Raw genomic sequence first — 18,740 nt, forward strand, 5'->3', positions numbered from 1 at the left:
TTTAAGCGGGTTACAAACCAATACCCGATGAACAGGTGGGCGGATCAAGAACGATATGGCATCGCGAGACGGCAGAAACGGACGCATCGAACCTTCCTTCGGCAAACCAGAGGAACAGGAAGAAGACGTGTTTCGCGTCGACGAGGAGGAACGTATGGCCCGTCCGCAAAGGAAAAACAGGCCATCGAAAGATCGCGAACCGCGTCGCTCGAGCCGCAAGACCAAAAAGCGTGGCGGCTTTTTCGGCTTTGTTCGTCGCGCCTTCTACTGGTGCCTGGTGCTCGGCCTTTGGGGTGGTATCGCATTCGCCGGAATGCTCGTCTATTTCGCCGCCAAAATGCCACCGACAACCGACTGGGCCATTCCGGACCGTCCGCCAAATGTGCGTATCGTTGATGTCGGAGGCAATCTGATTGCCAATCGTGGCACCACCGGCGGTGAAGCCATTGGCCTGCATGAGATGTCGCCGTTTATTCCGCAAGCCGTCATGGCGATCGAAGACCGCCGCTTCATGTCGCATTTCGGTATCGATCCGATTGGTCTGGCGCGTGCGATTGTGACCAACGTGACCTCTGGCCGTGCTGTGCAGGGTGGCTCGACACTCACCCAGCAGCTCGCCAAAAACCTCTTCCTTTCGCCGGACCGTACACTGGAACGCAAGGTGCAGGAAGTGATGCTCGCTCTCTGGCTTGAGCATAAATATACCAAAGAGCAGATATTGGAAATGTATCTGAACCGCGTCTATCTCGGTTCGGGTGCCTACGGCGTTGATGCTGCATCGCGTCGCTATTTCGGAAAATCCGCCAAGGATGTGAACCTGATGGAAGCGGCAACCCTTGCCGGCCTTCTCAAAGCGCCGTCGCGTCTTTCGCCTGCACGTGACCCCGAAGCAGCAAGCGCGCGTGCCAAGCTGGTTCTCGGTGCCATGCGTGAAGAAGGCATGATTGATGACCGTCAGGTGGCGATTGCGGAAAGTGAACCACCGGCTCACGCAGCCTCTTATTGGCAGGGTTCTGAAAACTATTTTGCTGACCGCGTTGTAGCCGAAATTCCGGCCCTTATCGGTGAAACCAAAACCGATATCACGGTTGAAACCACTGTTGATCTCAATCTTCAGCGCGAAGGTGAACAAGCGATCAAGGATCAGATTTCGGCCAATGGAAAGAAGATGAATGTGAGCCAGGGTGCTCTCGTTTCCATTGATGGTACCGGTGCTGTCCGGGCATTGGTGGGCGGCTATGATTATGCCGCCAGCCAGTTTGATCGTGTTACCGACGCCCGCCGTCAGCCAGCTTCATCTTTCAAGCCATTCGTCTATCTTTCAGCCTTGGAGCAGGGCCGCACGCCGGACTCTGTGCGAAATGATGCGCCGGTGAGGATCGGCAAGTGGACCCCGAGCAATGACAATGGCAAATATATGGGTGAGGTGACGCTTGCGACGGCCCTCTCTCACTCGCTAAATTCAGTTTCTGCCCAGCTTGTCATGGAAGTCGGCCCGCAAACCGTTATTGACACGGCCCATCGCCTTGGCGTCCAGTCAAAGCTTGAACCTAATGCTTCGCTGGCTTTGGGCACTTCGGAAGTATCACTTCTTGAACTCACCGATGCCTATGTACCGTTTGCCAATGGCGGCTATCGTGCACCGGTCTATTTCATCACCAGGATCACAGATTCAGAAGGCAAGGTTCTCTATCAAAGACAAGATGGCATCGGTCCGCGTGTGATTGATGAGCGCAATGTCGGTATGATGAATGCAATGTTGCGCAAAACAGTGGAAGACGGCACTGCCAAGCGCGCCGCTTTCGGTTGGCCCTCAGCGGGTAAAACCGGAACAAGCCAGAATTTCCGCGATGCGTGGTTTGTTGGCTATACGGCCAATCTCACCACCGGCGTCTGGTTCGGCAATGATGACGGCAAGGGTATGAAGCGTGTCTTCGGCTCAACACTTCCCGTTGCCGCATGGAAAGCTTTTATGAAGGAAGCCCATAAGGGCGTGCCTGTCGCAGAATTGCCCGGCCATTATGACATTCAGAATATCATACCGGGTGGTAGTGATGGTATCGATCCGAACAATCCCTATGATCCGGGTATGATCCCGCAAGGGGGCTATGGTGAGCAGCCAATGGCTGGTAACGGCGATGATGGCTATTGGCCACCAGCACCCGATTCCCCTGCCCGCAATACGGTTCAGCAAGGTCAACAGACAGGCACACCAGCCCATTATCCGGTCAATGACAATGGCACGCCATTGCCTCCGGGAAATGTTGGCGGACAGCCACAACAGAATCGTGATTCAACCACGCTTCTCGACATCATCATGGGCAATACGCAGTAAGATTATTTCAGGGCCGGCCTGCAACCGGCCCTTATCGCGATCAAGTGAAGCAGCCGACTGCCTGTTTGGTTAAATCCGCTCGAAATCCTGAGCGGCTTAGTCTATTCAAGGATTGAGAGTGAGGTTTTCATGTCTACATTTTCCCACACCGATACGTCCCGGTCCGAAACTCCCAAGTCGGACCTGGAACGTAAAACCCTTGTTTTGACAGGGGCCAGCCGTGGCATTGGTCATGCGACGGTCAAACGTTTTTCACGTGCTGGTTGGCGCGTCATCACCTGCTCACGTCAGGACTTTGCAGAAAACTGTCCGTGGCCAGCAGGACCGGAAGATCACATCAAGGTTGATCTTGCGGATCAGGAAGACGTAGGCAAAGCCATTGCTGAAATTCGTCGCAGGTTAGAAGACAATGGCAGCAAGCTGCATGCACTCGTCAATAATGCCGGTATTTCACCAAAAGCAGAGGGTGGAAAGCGCCTCAATTCAATTGAAACACCAATGGCCGTCTGGCGCGACGTGTTTCAGGTGAACTTCATGGCACCCATCATGCTGGCACGTGGCCTGTTCAAGGAGCTCGAAGCCGCACAAGGCTCAGTGGTCAATGTAACGTCGATTGCCGGAAGCCGCGTTCATCCTTTTGCAGGCACGGCTTATGCGACCTCCAAGGCAGCGCTCGCAGCATTGACCCGCGAAATGGCATCGGACTTTGGTCCGCATGGTATCCGAGTGAATGCGATTGCACCGGGTGAAATCGATACCGCCATTCTATCACCCGGTACAGAGAAGCTTGTCGAGCAATTGCCGATGCGCCGCCTCGGCAAGACCTCGGAAGTCGCGGAAACGATTTATTACCTGTGCTCCGAAGCCTCCTCCTACGTGACAGGATCGGAAATCCATATCAATGGTGGGCAGCACGTCTGATGATTTTTCAAAAGCACGGCGTTGAACAACATCGTGCTTTTGTGCTTATCTTGCTCTTCAATCGATTTAACAGCCGAGTTGACCCATGATCCTATGCTGCGGTGAAGCCCTGATCGATATGCTGCCTCGCGAAACATCGACCGGCGAAACAGCCTTTTTGCCGCTCGCCGGTGGATCGGTTTTCAATTCGGCTATTGCACTTGGTCGTTTGAATGTCCCAACCGGCTTCTTTTCCGGGATTTCATCAGATTTTTTCGGTGATGTGCTGCGCGACACGCTTGCGCACTCCAACGTCGATTATTCCTATTGCGCCATTTCAGATCGTCCGACGACACTCGCATTCGTACGACTGGTGGATGGTCAGGCTCGCTACGCTTTCTATGATGAAAATACTGCGCTGCGCATGCTTTCCGAGAGCGATATTCCGTTGATCGATGACAGTATCAACGCGATGCTCTTTGGCTGCATCAGCCTCATTTCAGAGCCATGCGGGAGTGTCTATGAAGCGCTCATGACGCGGGAAGCGAAGAGCCGCGTGATGTTCCTCGATCCGAATATCCGTTCCGGATTCATCCGTGAGCGCGAAAAGCACCTCGCCCGTATGAAACGCATGATTGCGCTTGCAGATATCGTCAAGCTCTCGGATGAAGACCTGGACTGGTTTGGCGAAAAAGGCAGCCATGACGAGATTGCCTTACGCTGGCTCTCGCTTGGGCCAAAACTGATCGTTATCACCAAAGGTGCCCGTGGGGCGGACGCATATACGGCAAAAGCGACGATTCGGGTGCCCGGTGTGAAAGTAGACGTCGTTGATACGGTTGGTGCTGGCGACACCGTGAATGCGGGCATCCTTGCAAGCCTCGACCATCAGGGGCTTCTTAGCAAAGAAGCGATTGCCCGTCTTGATGAAGATCAGATCCACGCGGCTGTCGCGCTCGGTGTGCGGGCAGCCGCAGTTACGGTTTCTCGTGCCGGAGCCAATCCGCCATGGGCGGTGGAAATGAAAGATTGAACTTGAGTGTGAACGGATACTCCCCTGCCCTTGACCTGACTCATTTAGCGCCTTCTATTGGACAGCGCCGATAGAGAATCGAATTCAAGCGAGGGACAATTCATTGAACGTCTTGCGTATAGCAGCCTTCTCGCAGGGCAATCAGGGCGGCAATCCCGCCGGTGTTATGATTTCTGAAAAAATGCCCTCAGCCGAGGACATGCAGAAAATTGCCAAGGATGTTGGCTTTTCTGAAACTGCCTTTGCCATGCCGGAAGCCGGAGGCTTTCGCGTGCGATACTTTGCGCCGGAAACGGAAATACCGTTCTGTGGCCATGCCACAATTGCGCTGGGTGCAGCACTTGCGATGCGCGAGGGCGATGGACGCTTTGCGCTGAAACTCAATAATGCCGAAATCAGCGTGGAAGGCCGTAAGGAAGGTGAACTGTTTGCCGCCAGCCTGCAATCGCCTGGAACGCGTAACCGCGCCGCGACCGATATGGAAATCGAACAGGCGCTGGCACTTTTCAATTACGAAAAGGATGATCTTGCACCGGGTATTCCGCCTGCGCTTATCCATGCCGGAGCGGACCATATCGTTCTTCCTTTGCGCTCACGCGAAAAGCTTGCTGCCATGCATTACGATTTGCAGCGCGGCCGCGTTCTTATGAGCCGTCAAGGCTGGACAACGATACTGCTGATAAACTCGGAAACGCCCACACGCTTCCACAGTCGAAATCCATTTGCCTCGGGTGGCGTCTATGAAGACCCTGCAACCGGCGCCTCAACTGCCGCTTTCGCAGCTTATTTACGCGACCTCGGCTGGCCGCATGGCGGCTCTATTGAAGTCTTCCAAGGGGAAGATATGGGAATACCTTGTCATCTGCGTGCAGATATCGGCCTTGAACGCGGTGGATCAATCCGCCTTTCGGGTACAGCGCGCTTGATGGAATAGAGCATTTCCAGGAAAAGTGTGAAGCGGATTTGCTTAGAGCGCGTTTCGGTCTGAGTGAATCAGATTAGCGGTCTAACTCTTTGTTTTACCGCGCATCATTTTCCGAAAACCGCTCCACACTTTTCGGAATACACTCTAGGATAATACTTAAAAACAAAGAGATAGAGTGGTTCCAACGACTCCGTCTCAACTGTAAATGCTCTAGTGAAACAGCAACTCGTCAAACTTTGACGAGTTGCTCCACCCGCTCTTCGTTTCCAAAGAATTTCAGATAACGCTCGACTTCTTTTGGATCGCCGGTTGCCTTTTGCGGATTGTCCGAAAGCTTGACCGCCGGGCGTCCGTTGGCGTCGATAACCTTGCAAACAAGCGATATCGCCTTGAGGCCATGGATCGTTGTCGGTGCGCAACCGGCAAAGTCATTGGTAAGGTTCGTGCCCCAGCCAAAGCTCATGCGGACGCGACCTTCAAAATGGCGATATGTTTCTTCAATTGTATCGACATCGAGCGCATCCGAGAAAATCAGCAGCTTTTCGCGCGGGTCTTTGCCGCGTGATTTCCACCAATCAATGATGCGCTCACCGCCTTCAATCGGCGGGGCGCTGTCGGGGCGGAAGCCTGTCCAGTCGGCAACCCAGTCCGGCGCATTGCGCAGGAAGGCCGCCGTGCCAAAAGCATCCGGCAGAACGATCAGAAGATTGCCGCCATAATAGCGGTTCCAGTCCTGCAACACGCGATAAGGCGCTGTGCGCAACTCTTCATCCGTCTTGGCAAGCGCGGCCAGTACCATCGGCAATTCATGCGCATTGGTGCCAAGCGCTTCAAGATCGGTATCCATCGCCAGCAATACATTGCTGGTGCCAGTGAATGATGCACCGATTCCTTCCTTCAGCGCCTCGACACACCAGCGCTGCCACAGAAAAGAGTGGCGACGGCGTGTGCCGAAATCTGAAATCTTGAGGTCGGGCAATTCGCGCAGCCGCTCGACCTTGCTCCACATCTTGGCTTTGGCGCGAGCATAAAGAACATCGAGCGAGAACGGCCCAAGGTTTTTCATCGCTGCCCGTGAACGAAGCTCATTGATAATAGCCAGCGCTGGAATTTCCCACATTGTAGTGTGCGTCCACGGACCATGGAAATGCAGTTCATACTGGCCATCTTTGCGGCGCAGATCATATTCCGGTAGCTGGAAATCATGCAGCCAATTGAGAAACTCAGGCTGAAAAATCTGCTTGCGGCCATAAAAGCTGTTACCGGCCAGCCAGATCATTTCTTTTTTGGTGAAGCGCAGCGTACGTGCATGATCGAGTTGGGCACGCAATTCGCCTTCATCAATCTCATCAGCAAGGCGCACGGACGTCGTGCGGTTAATGAGCGCAAAGGTTGCATCCACCTTGGGGTAAAGTCCCCAGATCATCTGCAACATCAGAAGCTTGTAGAAATCGGTGTCCAGCAGACTGCGAACAATCGGATCGAGCTTCCATGCGTGGTTAAAGACGCGCCGCGCGATATCGGTTTTGGCCATGATGGCCTCCATTGCATGAGCACATGCTACAATCCCCAAAGCGATTACAGCAACAAGAAAGGCGGGTTTTCACCCGCCTTTTTAAATGCTTCATTCAGATTTGGGAAGCTCTACTATGATGTCGTGTTCACCATCCGGCTTGATCGGCACGCCTTCATCGGGATTACCCACCTTGCGGCCATTAAGCTTTATCGCCTTGTTTTTGGCACCAGCCACGACCTTCACGCGATAGAGCGCTTCGCCGAAGCGAAGTTCCGCTTCATAGCCGTCCCATTCCGGCGGCAGAGCCGGATCAAGATGCAGGCGGTCGCCGCGTTTGGTGACACCGAGAATGCCTTCCGTTGCAACACGATAGAACCAGCCCGCAGAACCTGTGTACCAGGTCCAGCCACCTTGTCCGCGACGCGGCTCGACAGAATAGATGTCGGCTGCGATCACATAAGGTTCAACACGATAGACATCCGGATTGCGGCCGTGGCTGACCGGGCTGATCAGCGAGAACAGGCGCCATGCTTCCTTGGCCTTGCCCATGCGGGCGAGTGCCAGAATGGCCCATGTTGCACCATGGGTATACTGTCCGCCATTCTCACGAACGCCCGGCGGATAGCCCTTGATGTAACCCGGTTCCTGAACCGTTTTGTCGAATGGCGGCGTGAAGAGACGCAGCAATTCGCCCTGATCATCAAGCAGATATTTCTCGAGCGAAGCCATGGCCTGCTCGGAACGCGATGGATCGGCAACGCCAGACAACACGCTCCACGACTGTGCAATCGCATCGATCTGGCATTCGTCACTGTCTTTTGAGCCGAGCGGTGCGCCATTGTCGAAAAAGCCGCGGCGATACCATTCGCCATCCCAGCCATCGCGATCAAGCGCCTTTGTCAGGCTTTCAAGATGGGCAGCCCATGCCGTTACCCGCTTTGCATCCTGACGCGATTCGGCAATCGGGATGAACTGACGCAATGTGTAAGCCAGGAACCAGCCAAGCCACACGCTTTCGCCTTCGCCCTTCACGCCGACAAGATTCATGCCGTCGTTCCAGTCGCCGCCCAGCATCAATGGCAGGCCATGCTTGCCGGTGCGTTTGATCGCAAGGTCAAGCGCCAGCGCACAATGCTCGTAAAGACTTACCGTCTGCTCGGAGATTCCCGGTTCAAAAAAGGCATCATGTTCTCCCTCTTCCAACTTGCGTCCGTCAAGGAAGGCCAGCTTTTCGTCGAGGATCGAGCGGTCACCCGTCGTCTCGACATAGAGCGAGGTGCCATAACCAAGCCAGACCACATCGTCGGAGATCAACGTTCGAACACCTGCACCCGTTGCTGGTAGCCACCAATGCTGCACGTCGCCTTCAGGGAACTGACGCGAGGCGGCATTGAGGATTTGCGCACGCGCCAGTGAAGGATCAATCAGCAACAGCGACAAGGTATCCTGCAACTGGTCACGGAATCCGAACGCTCCACTTGCCTGATAGAAGGCGGCACGCGCCCAGATGCGGCAGGCAATCGCCTGATACGGCAACCAGCCATTGATCAGGAGATCGAATGCCGGGTCCGGCGTCTTGACCTGTACGCGGTTGAAGAGCGTTTCCCAATGTCTGCGTGCAGCATCGAGCTTTTCTTCAAACGATGCATTGCGGCTTTCCGCGACAAGCGCTTTTGCCTGCTGCTGATCGGCAGCATTGCCAAGCAGGAAGACCACTTCGCGGCTTTCGCCTGGCCCTACTTCCACGTCGATTGCAAGAGCGGCACACGGATCACGCCCGGCTTCAACCGTATTGGACAACGCCTTGCCCGCCAGCACGATTTCAGGACGATCGACAGAGCCGGTCGAGCCGATGAACTCGCCACGGTCAGCGGTTACCGATTGCGGCTTTTCACTCGCCGCAAAGAAGGCCACCTGACCAGACTTGTCGGGATGATATGGATTGCCTGCAAAAAGTGCTCCCAGTTCTTCATCCTGCGAAGGCACGATGAACGGTACATTCTTGGAGCGGGCATTGCCCAGCACCCATTCGACATAACCATAGGCACGCAGCTTGCGCTTTGAACGACCCTTGTTGGTGATGGTCAGGCGTGAAAGCCGAACAGGCTTCTCAGCATCGACGATATGGGTGAGTTCGAGTGCCAGTTCGCCATGCTGCGCTGCAAAAGTGCTGTAGCCGTGGCTGTGGCGTGCTTCATAGGTCACGGCCTCATCACGGAGCACGCTTGCTGTTGGTGCAAAGCTGCGTCCGGTCTCGCGGTCGAGAATATAGATCGCCTCGCCCGGCCGGTTCGTGACCGGATCGTTCGCCCAAGGGGTGAGCTGATAATCGCGGCTGTTGCCCGCCCATGTGAAGGCTGAACCCTCTGCGGAGACATGGAAGCCGAAATTCGGATTGGCGATGACATTGATCCATGGATGCGGCGTGGTTGTGCGATTATTGATGCGCACGACATAGCTGCCATCCTGGGCAAAACCACCGTAACCATTCCAGAACTGGAGATCATCGCCGCTTGGCAGCGGACGTGCGACGGGTTTTGGCTTTGCAACCAGACGACGTTCTTCCGTACCCCGTTCGATTGCTGCAGGCGTGAGACCGGCAGCACCCAGACCCTGCTGTGCCGAGGCCGGTGTCTTCGCGTCGCTACGTGCAGCTAAATCGACGGTGAGTTCTTCACTGCGGCGAAGCTGTTCGGCAAGCGAGCCGTTCTGGGCGTGCATGACGATACGCGCGGAAGCAAGCAGAGTGTTGTAGCTTTCTTCGCTCATCTGATCGCGACGAACCGCAAAGATATGCGGCTGACCGCCACCGCGGGCACGGAAGCCCTCGATGATCCAGTCAATCGCGCGCTGGGTATCCTGTGCATAGGAGAAGGCGCGTTCATTGACCGCTACCACATCCACGGTGAGTCCTTTACTGCGCCAGTATTCCTGCGCGCGCAAGACCCCACGCAACACGTCGAGATCGGCTTCATTATCGACGCGCAGGGCAAAGATCGGATAATCGCCCGAGATCGACATTGGCCAGAGGTTTGACTGTTTACCGAGACCCGCCGCAATGGTTTCCGGCGGCTGACGCATGGTCCGCTCTGGATAGAGCAGATAGGCCGCAACCTTCTGATAGTCGGCTGCTTCCGCTGGCTTGATACCGATATGGTAGAGTTGAACCTGCGAACTCGTCCATGACAACGAATATTCGCGGACGAAAGTTTCCGGATGACGATGGGTTGCAACGGCATGTTCCACCGCATCGCGGCTACCGCCTGCAAATGTCCAGAAAACAAGGCTGACCTTCTTGTGTGCCGGAACGCGCACACGCGTGCGCACCGATGCAATCGGATCAAGCACACAGCCCTGGCTGCCGGTGAAAGTTGCACCTTCATCAAAGGCGCTGGCATCACGCAGCGAACGACCACGACCGATGAAGGCACGACGATCAGTTTCCACTTCCGTTTCGCGAATCGAGCCTGACAGGTCTGTCACAAAGTGTGCGACATGGATATCTGGATCAGACGGCGCACGTTTGCGTCGCTTCGCATAGATGGTTGAGCCGTTATCCGCGATTTCCGTTTCGACAAACATTTTGGCGAAGGCCGGGTGAGCAGCATCGCTGTCGCTGTCGGTCAGCACCAGTTCGGAATAGGACGTCACTTCAATGAGGCGATCACGCGCGGAGGTGTTGATGATATCGAGCCTGCGGCCTTCACCATCGGATTCCGACGACACGATCACTTCCACGACAGTCTTGATGTCACCGGCGGTCTTGTAGAACTCGGCCTTATCTTCGGTGAAAACAGTCTTGGTTTCTTCTTCCGGGTTACGAACCGGCTCGCCAGTGGCCGACCACCAGTAACCGCTTTCCATATCACGCAGGAACAGGAAGCTGCCCTGAAGGTCTTCCGACGCATCAGCATGGAAACGCGTGATGTCCCAATTGTGCCAGCGGCTGTAACCGGAACCGTTGGCCGTAACCATCAGCGCATATTGACCATTGGACATCATATGCGTGGTGCGCGGCGCCTTGAACGGCACATCTATGATGCGCATTGGTGCATCGTCGAAGCCACCCGAATCCACACGCATCGGATTTTCCGTCTTGGCGTAGATCATCGGGATTTCGCGTGGGGCCTTTTCCTGCAGCAGAAGTTCTGCCGCTTCGATCACCGGATCGGAGTGGAAACGCTCACGCATACGGCCTTCGAAAATGACGTTGTTGACCGCGATGATCGACATGCCATGGTGGTGCGCATAGTAGTTCTTCACGACCGCGCAGGTTTCGCCTTCGCGAACACGCGACGGTGTGAAGTCCACCGAATCGTGGAAGCCATAACGACCAAGTGCACCGAGCTTTGCCAGACGCTTCAAGTTCGCGACGGCCGCTGCTGGCTGATATTGCGCGGCGAGCAGGCTTGCATAAGGTGCGATAACAGCATTGCGCGACAGCCCGCGCTGAAGACCCAGATTGGGCACGCCAAAGTTGGAATACTGGTAGTTCATATGCGCGTCACGCGCATTGAAGGCAGCTTCCGATATACCCCAAGGCAGACCGCGGGAGGTGGCATAATCGATCTGGCGCTGCACCACGAGCTTGTTGGTCTGATCAAGCAGCGAACCTAGCGGCTCGGACATGACCAGTGGCGGCATCAAGTATTCAAACATCGAGCCGGACCAGGAGAGCAGTGCGCCCTTCCAGCCAACCGGGACCAGAAGACGGCCAAGCTTGAACCAATGCTCAACCGGCACATCGCCCTTGGCGATGGCAAACAGGCTTGCAAGACGGGCTTCGGAAGCCAGAAGATCGTAGCAGCTTTCGTCCAGTTCGTTTTCCTGTACGCGGAAACCGATAGAGAGAAGACGACGCTCCTTGCGTTCAAGGAAGCCGAACTGCATGTCGAATGCCAGCTGACGCGAACGTCCTGCCAGATTGCGCAGACGTTCACGCAGATCGTCTGTGTTGCGTTCACCAACGGAATCGTCAGTGTGAGCCTTGCAGGTATCGACAAGAATATTGGCCCATTCCTTGGCCTCGGCGCTTGCCGGTGTCTCGATCTCGCTGTCCAACTCTTCCATCAGGCGCACAATATCGGTCGCAAAAAGTGACAGATTGATCGTGCGGAAGGATGCTGTTTCGGGCTCTTCCTTGATGGTTCGCACCGCACGGCGGAAATTGGCAATCCGCTCTTCCAGACGACGACGCAGCGGACGCAGAATACGGCGATCATCCGGTATCTGCGCAATCGCTTCCTCAAGCACGTCATTGACATCGAGAATGCCGTCAAGATCGCCCTGAAGATAGACGCTTGGCGCTTCCGCCCATTCTTCCAGTGCCGACGAAAGGGTCACCAGATGGCCGGCAAGGTTGCCGCTATCGACCGCAGAAACATAGAGCGGACGCATCGGCGTCAACGTGTTTGTCTCGTACCAGTTGTAGAGATGGCCCTGATATTTCTCCATCTTTTCAAGCGTGGTGACGGTCTTTTCGATACGATCGAGCGTTTCATCAAAACCGATCCAGCCAAAATCGCGTGCAGCGATGACCGAGAGAACATAAACGCCGATATTGGTAGGCGAGGTCCGCTGCGCAACAATCGGTGCCGGGTCTTCCTGAAAGTTATCCGGCGGCAGATGGTTGTTTTCCTCATTGGCGAATTCAGCAAAATAGCGCCATGTCCGACGAGCATAGCGGCGCAAATCAGCCTTGTCGGAAGACAGAACCTCGAGCGTATCTTGTGGTTTGGCTGAACGGCTGACGAGCCAGGCGATCAACGGCGAAGCAAACCAGATCACTGCAAAAGGTGCGGCTATAAGCGCTGCATGGCTATTGGCAGCAAGCGGGATGAACAGCGCAATACCGGCAATGACCATGGCAGGCCACATGAGCTGGAAATAATAGAGCAACGTATCAGGCGACGATTTTGCCTGCGCTGCCGTTTTCCATTCAAGCAAATCACGATGCGACACAAACAGGCGATAAATCGTGCGCGCAATTGCATCCGCCATCAGGAATGCCGAATGGGCGATAAATGTGGTGCGCAGCGCAACATCTGCTGTTCCAAGTGCAATGTCTGTGAGAACCGATTGCGCGTGTCCCTTCAGCGAATAATCCATATTCGACGGGATAAGGTTGGTGACGATGCCCAAGGTCGGTGCGACAAACATACTGAGGATCAAGAACCCCTGCCAGACAGCGGCAACACCGATTGGCAGAATGGTCCAACCGATTACCGAAGCAAGCAACCACATAATAGGGGAGAGCGAACGACGCAGATTGTCGATCATTTTCCACCGCGTAACGTTACTCACACCACGGCGCGTCGAGAAGAGCCAAGGCAGAAGCTGCCAGTCGCCACGCGCCCAGCGATGATGGCGCGAAACGTCAACATTGTATCCCGTCGGATAATCCTCAACAACTTCGACGTCACTCACAAGTGCCGCCCGCGCATAGCCCCCTTCGAGAAGATCGTGGCTGAGAAGCGTATTTTCAGGAACGCGATTTTTCAGCGCAGTTTCAAAGGCATCGATGTCATAGAGGCCCTTACCCGTGAAGGTGCCTTCGCCGAGCAGATCCTGATAAGTGTCCGAAACCGCGAAGACATAAGGATCGATACCGCGATTGACCGAGAAAACGCGCTGGAGGAACGATGCTTCGTCGCCGGTGGTCAGTGATGGTGTCACGCGCGGCTGCAAAATGCCATAACCACGGACCACGCGGCCAGTCTTTTCATCAAACACCGGACGATTCAGCGGATGACTGAGCTTGCCGACGAGATGAGTTACGGATTCGGGCGTCAGACGCGTATCGGCGTCAAGCGTCATCACATATTTGATGTCTTTTGGCAGGCGTACATCAGCGGGGAAGTAGCTCGTATCCTGATCGCCACGCAGTAGCAGGTTCAGCTCATGCAGCTTACCGCGCTTGCGCTCCCAGCCCATCCAGCAGCCCTGCTTTTCATTATACAGACGGCGGCGGTGAAGCAGGAAGAAACGCGGCTGATCATCGCCAGTATAGTGCTCGTTGAGCTTGGCGATTTCTTCACGCGCATATTCATAGATTTCCATGTCAGCAGGCGTGATTTCCTGCTTGGCATCCGTCCAGTCGCTCACCAGCGAGAAATAAATCTCGCCACGCGGATTGGTCAGATAATGGACTTCCAGATTGCGGATCTGCTCGTCAATGGAATCACGCGATGTGATAAGCGTTGGCACCGCAACCAGCGTGCGCGCCTCGGCGGGCAGTCCTTCCTTATATTCGAACCCGATAAGGCGCGTCGGCGCCACGAAGCGCGGCACCAGAGCATTGAACAGCGAGTAGGACGCATCCATCGCCGGGAACAGTGCAAGCAGCGTGAACAGCGTGCGCAGGTCGGACGACAGTCCGGCTTTCATCATGCAATAATGCACGATACCGAGAATAAGGACGGTGAAAATCGCCGTCGGGATGAACAGACCCAGAAGACCAAGGCCGCGATAAAAGCGCAGAGCTTTTGCGCCAAAAGGTGCCTTATAGCCGCAAAGCTTTTCCAGTTCCTCACGACCGTCGCCAGAAAGGTAATATGCGATTGAGCCTTTGCCTTCCGGCTGGTCGTCATCGACCTTGCTCTGCTCTGCAAGCTTGAGCGCTGCCCAGGTGATGTCGATTTCGCTCATATTCGAATAGCGAGCGAGTTTTTCAATCGTCACACGATAGGCATTGCGTGAGCGGAAATCCAGCAGTTCGAAATCACTGTGATCGCGCAGGATCGCATCGACTTCGTTGACGGTTTCAAACCATGTTTCCCAGTCGATGTCGTCAATGCGCTTGAGGCTTGTGATCGCGTTGCCCATCGTTACGCCGCCGGTCGACTGACGGGCATGCTCTTCAACGATCGCGTCTTCCGCGTTGCTGCCTTCCTGCTCAAGAATGCGTTCAAGCCATAGCGACGCAGCGGAAGTATCGGTGGAAGCGCTGCGCAAACGATAAAGCAGATGCGTGGCAAAGGTGCTATCTCGGGCCGCCTGCGAATATTGCGCAAGAACCGTCTCAAGCTCCGAAGCATCGGAAGCGGTTACAATGCGGTCGGCGGCAGTGTTTGCGAGATTGCGCATATTGCGCGCGCGATCAACGCGCAGCGCCAGACGACGCACATTTTCAATCAGAAAATAGCGCACTGCTGACGGCAGCGCCCATAACTCACCAATCTTCAATGGCTCGACGGTCTGGAAACCCTGGACGAGCGCGGTCAGGGATTTCAACGAAAAATTGCTGTCTGTATGCGCGACGTAAAGCCAGGCCAAGGCGAAAATACGCGGCATATTTTTCTGAGCGGCATAGGTTGGCAATTGCCGAATGAACTTGCTTGGCAAATCCCGCCGGGTTTGCTGAGCGGTTTTATCGACCTGATAATGGTTATCGAGCAACCATTGCGCCGCCGGAGTGATTGTCTCGCCTGCACGCGATGCCGCATCCGATGAACGATACGCATGCAATATGAGCTTGCCATTTTCAGACAAGCGCTCATCAAATTCGAAGGATTGATAGCCGGGCAATGCCAGCTCATCGCCCCGCGCGACAGATGCAGCGAGTTCGCGCAGCTCATCGTCGCTTTTATAAAGAGCTCGTATAGGAGAAGGTTGCTCGGGCGGAATCTGATCCGAAGTCTTGCGATCGACGATGGATGAATTTGACGGCGAAGAAGACAATTCCGGCATGTGCCTTAACAGCCTTTCGGGAGGAAATGAGTTGAATGCGGCGGGTGAATACTAGGCTCAATTCAGAAAAACGATAGTATCCATAATCGGTTCCCTGAATGTAGGTATCATTTGACCAAAATACGACGACGCGTTGTGCTGATATTCAAATCGTTTAAATCGCAACGCACAAATCTTTCCCGATAGTAATGTTGCGTTATGAAATTCACGATAAACACAACCCTAACATACTGAAAATAAAAATAATACTACCCAGCACATAACTTCGTTTTCATGCTTTCGCAGCAAGCAAGCATGAACCAGATACAAAAACATCCGCAGCCGGGGCAGGATGCGGATGCTGTTTTAAGAGAGTAAATCCGCTGTGCAGCAGATTTATGAGGCCTTATCCAGCACCTGCGAGGCATATTCGGCATCTTCGCGGTCAAAAACCTTCCAATAGCGCGGACGGAAGGCAATGCGGCTTTTTTCCGCAGCCGGATGCTCGGCAGGGATTTCAATCTCGACGCGCTCACGTGACCCGCCGATTTCCAGTTCGACGCGCCGTTTACCGCCAGACCTGCGGCTCGCAATGACGGTGCCTGCGATACAACCACCGCAACCGTCCAGCAGTTCAACTTCGTGCGGGCGGAAGAAAAGCTGCGCTTCGCCGTCAACCTTGTTTTCCACACTGAGACCGATATTGCGATCCGCAAGCCAAACCTCGCCATTCTCAACCCGCACCGGCAGCGTGCTCGATTCACCAATGAAGCCATAGACGAAGGCGGAGTTGGGATTATCATAGACTTCATCCGGCGTGCCGATCTGCTCGATACGCCCCTGACTCATCACAACAACCCGGTCTGCGAGTTCAAGAGCCTCGTCCTGATCATGCGTCACAAAAACGGTCGTATGGCCGGTCTTGTCGTGAATTTCGCGCAACCATCGACGCAATTCCTTGCGCACCTGCGCATCAAGTGCACCAAAAGGCTCATCAAGAAGCAGCACTTTTGGCTCAATCGCCATAGCACGGGCAAGAGCGACGCGTTGGCGCTGCCCACCCGAAAGCTGCGACGGATAGCGACCTTCAAGCCCCTTCAATTGCACCAGATCAAGCAATTCAAGCGCGCGACGGCGGATTTCTGCGCTTTCCGGCCGCGTACGACTTGGACGAACCTTAAGGCCGAAACCGATATTATCGGCAACAGTCATATGGCGGAACAACGCATAATGCTGAAAGACGAAACCGACATTACGCTCCTGCACGCTTTTGTGCGAAGCATCTTCATCACCAAAGTAAACGGCCCCTTCCGTCGGCTTTTCCAGACCGGCTATCAGGCGCAGCAATGTTGTTTTGCCTGAACCGGACGGCCCGAGCAAAGCAATCAATTCCCCTGAACGAATGTCCAGCGACACATTATGCAATGCCGGAAAGCGAGCGAATTCTTTACGCACACCGGCGACACGAACTTCCATTCTTAATCCTTTCCCCTACCGCCACTGCTTTACAAATCCGGGCAGCTTATTCTCTGCTCTTTAAAGCACATTTCGATCAGACTGGATCAGACCGGCGCTCTAATCTTTTGTTTATCGCGCATCTTTTTCCAAAAACCGTCTCACACTTTCGGGATGCGCACCAATGTAAATACTAATGCCCTTTGCTGCCAGCCAGTTCATCACCATAGCGCAGCTCAAGGAGCGCCTTGATCGCCAGAGTTACCAGAGCAAGCAGCGCCAAAAGTGAGGCGACAGCAAAAGCCGCAACGAAATTATACTCATTATAGAGGATTTCGACATGCAGCGGCATTGTGTTGGTCAGACCGCGAATATGCCCCGACACCACGGAAACAGCTCCGAATTCGCCCATTGCACGTGCGTTACAAAGCAGAACACCGTAAAGCAGCCCCCATTTGATATTGGGCAGTGTGACGTAGCGAAAAGTCTGCCAGCCATTCGCGCCCAGCGAAATCGCTGCTTCTTCATCACCACTTCCCTGCTCCTGCATCAGCGGAATGAGCTCCCGCGCCACGAAAGGGAATGTCACAAACAAGGTTGCCAGAACAATCCCGGGAACAGCAAAAAGGATTTGTATATTGTGGCTTTCAAGCCAGGGACCGATCAAGCCATGGCTTGCGAAAAGCAGCACAAATACAAGACCGGAAATAACCGGCGAGATTGAAAATGGCAGATCAATTAGCGTGGTCAGAAGCGCCTTGCCTTTGAACTCGAATTTGGCGATTGCCCAGGCTGCGACCACACCAAAAATCAGATTGACCGGAACGGATATAACCGCCACCAGAAGTGTGAGTTTGATGGCCGCAATTGCATCCGGCTCGACCAGTGCTGCCAGATATTCGCCGGCGCCTTTTCTGAAAGCTTCCACAAAGACCGCAACAACGGGAAGGATCAGAAACAGCGCAAGAAACAGGAGGGCTATGCCGATGAGAACGATGCGTGTCGGCAAACTTTCAGTAACGGCGCTGCGTGTGGAAGAATTATACGCCATAGCCATACCTCTTTCTCGTCCACGACTGGATCAGATTGATGAACAGCAACATGGCAAATGACAGCGCCAGCATGACGGTAGCGAGCGCCGTTGCGCCCGCATAATCATATTCCTCCAGCCTGATCACGATCAGCAGCGGAGCAATTTCCGAGACATAGGGCGTGTTCCCCGCAATGAAAATGACGGAGCCATATTCCCCGACCCCGCGAGCGAAGGCCAGCGCGAAACCTGTGAGGATAGCCGGCTGAAGGCTCGGTAGAAGCACGCGCCAGATGGTCTGAAAACGCGATGCACCAAGAGTTGCCGCTGCTTCTTCGACCTCCCGGCTGATTTCTTCCATGATCGGCTGTACAGTGCGCACTACAAATGGCAGACCAATAAAGATCAGCGCCACAACGATGCCAGCGCGCGAAAAGGCAATCTTTATATTAAACGGCGCAAGAAGACTGCCAATCCAGCCATTGGGCGCATAGATAGAAGCCAGTGCAATACCGGCTACGGCTGTGGGGAGTGCAAAGGGAATATCGACAATGGCATCGATGAACCGGCGTCCGGGAAAGCGATAGCGCACCAGAACCCAAGCAAGAATGACACCAAAAACCACATTGACCAGCGCTGCGATAAAAGCAGTACCAAAGCTCGTTTCCAGTGCTGCGAGCGTGCGCGCATCGGTCACCAGCCTCCAGAAGCCCGTAAAACCAACATCGGTCGAACGCAAAACAAGCGCTGCCAGCGGAATAAGGATAAGCAGAGTCAAATAGGCGACACTAAAACCGAGTGTCAGTCCAAAGCCCGGAATGACGCTCGGTTTTCTGAAATGCCACCCTGCTCTGACCGGTGCAGGGTGAGAAGACATTA

9 protein-coding genes are annotated in these 18,740 nt (G+C 54.6%); 4 read left to right on the forward strand and 5 right to left on the reverse strand.

The window, feature by feature from the left end:
• Window positions 1–55 precede the first annotated feature (55 nt).
• The 4 genes from H5024_RS00580 (at window position 56) to H5024_RS00595 (ending at window position 5,202) form a co-directional block, all read left to right on the forward strand.
• The gene (locus H5024_RS00580) at window positions 56–2,335 is read left to right on the forward strand and encodes a transglycosylase domain-containing protein (RefSeq protein WP_187543504.1); all 2,280 of its coding nucleotides are present in this window, start codon (window positions 56–58) and stop codon (window positions 2,333–2,335) included.
• A 129-nt stretch (window positions 2,336–2,464) separates the two neighbouring features.
• On the forward strand, window positions 2,465–3,256 hold the full coding sequence (locus H5024_RS00585; protein WP_187543505.1) for an SDR family oxidoreductase: 792 nt from the start codon (window positions 2,465–2,467) through the stop codon (window positions 3,254–3,256).
• 85 nt (window positions 3,257–3,341) lie between these two features.
• A complete protein-coding gene (locus tag H5024_RS00590) occupies window positions 3,342–4,268 on the forward strand; it encodes a carbohydrate kinase (RefSeq protein ID WP_187543506.1) in 927 nt (308 codons plus the stop codon).
• 103 nt (window positions 4,269–4,371) lie between these two features.
• Window positions 4,372–5,202, forward strand: a complete 831-nt coding sequence (locus H5024_RS00595) for a PhzF family phenazine biosynthesis protein (RefSeq protein WP_187543507.1) — start codon at window positions 4,372–4,374, stop codon at window positions 5,200–5,202.
• Between the two features lie 220 nt (window positions 5,203–5,422).
• Here H5024_RS00595 and pncB read toward each other — a convergent pair whose 3' ends face one another.
• From pncB to cysT, 5 genes are all read right to left on the reverse strand, one after another.
• On the reverse strand, window positions 5,423–6,727 hold the full coding sequence (gene pncB / locus H5024_RS00600; RefSeq protein WP_187543508.1) for a nicotinate phosphoribosyltransferase: 1,305 nt from the start codon (window positions 6,725–6,727) through the stop codon (window positions 5,423–5,425).
• Between the two features lie 90 nt (window positions 6,728–6,817).
• Window positions 6,818–15,397: a glucoamylase family protein gene (locus H5024_RS00605; RefSeq protein ID WP_187543509.1), complete on the reverse strand. Its 8,580-nt coding sequence runs from the start codon at window positions 15,395–15,397 to the stop codon at window positions 6,818–6,820.
• Between the two features lie 375 nt (window positions 15,398–15,772).
• Window positions 15,773–16,852 (reverse strand): sulfate/molybdate ABC transporter ATP-binding protein, encoded by a 1,080-nt coding sequence (locus H5024_RS00610; protein WP_187543510.1) that lies wholly within the window; start codon window positions 16,850–16,852, stop codon window positions 15,773–15,775.
• A gap of 172 nt (window positions 16,853–17,024) precedes the next feature.
• A complete protein-coding gene (gene cysW, locus H5024_RS00615) occupies window positions 17,025–17,888 on the reverse strand; it encodes a sulfate ABC transporter permease subunit CysW (RefSeq protein WP_187543511.1) in 864 nt (287 codons plus the stop codon).
• Window positions 17,872–18,738 carry a sulfate ABC transporter permease subunit CysT gene (cysT, locus tag H5024_RS00620; RefSeq protein ID WP_187543512.1) on the reverse strand — a complete coding sequence of 289 codons (867 nt, stop codon included), beginning with the start codon at window positions 18,736–18,738 and terminating at the stop codon, window positions 17,872–17,874. Before cysT ends, cysW begins: the two co-directional genes overlap by 17 nt.
• Between the last annotated feature and the right edge of the window lie 2 nt (window positions 18,739–18,740).

This window comes from Ochrobactrum sp. Marseille-Q0166 (assembly GCF_014397025.1).
Lineage (GTDB): Bacteria > Pseudomonadota > Alphaproteobacteria > Rhizobiales > Rhizobiaceae > Brucella.

Coding starts and splice junctions, on each gene's coding strand:
- H5024_RS00580 (WP_187543504.1), top strand. CDS start 56: ATGGCATCGCGAGACGGCAGAAACGGACGCATCGAACCTTCCTTCGGC.
- H5024_RS00585 (WP_187543505.1), top strand. CDS start 2,465: ATGTCTACATTTTCCCACACCGATACGTCCCGGTCCGAAACTCCCAAG.
- H5024_RS00590 (WP_187543506.1), top strand. CDS start 3,342: ATGATCCTATGCTGCGGTGAAGCCCTGATCGATATGCTGCCTCGCGAA.
- pncB (WP_187543508.1), bottom strand. CDS start 6,727: ATGGCCAAAACCGATATCGCGCGGCGCGTCTTTAACCACGCATGGAAG.
- H5024_RS00605 (WP_187543509.1), bottom strand. CDS start 15,397: ATGCCGGAATTGTCTTCTTCGCCGTCAAATTCATCCATCGTCGATCGC.
- H5024_RS00610 (WP_187543510.1), bottom strand. CDS start 16,852: ATGGAAGTTCGTGTCGCCGGTGTGCGTAAAGAATTCGCTCGCTTTCCG.
- cysW (WP_187543511.1), bottom strand. CDS start 17,888: ATGGCTATGGCGTATAATTCTTCCACACGCAGCGCCGTTACTGAAAGT.
- cysT (WP_187543512.1), bottom strand. CDS start 18,738: ATGTCTTCTCACCCTGCACCGGTCAGAGCAGGGTGGCATTTCAGAAAA.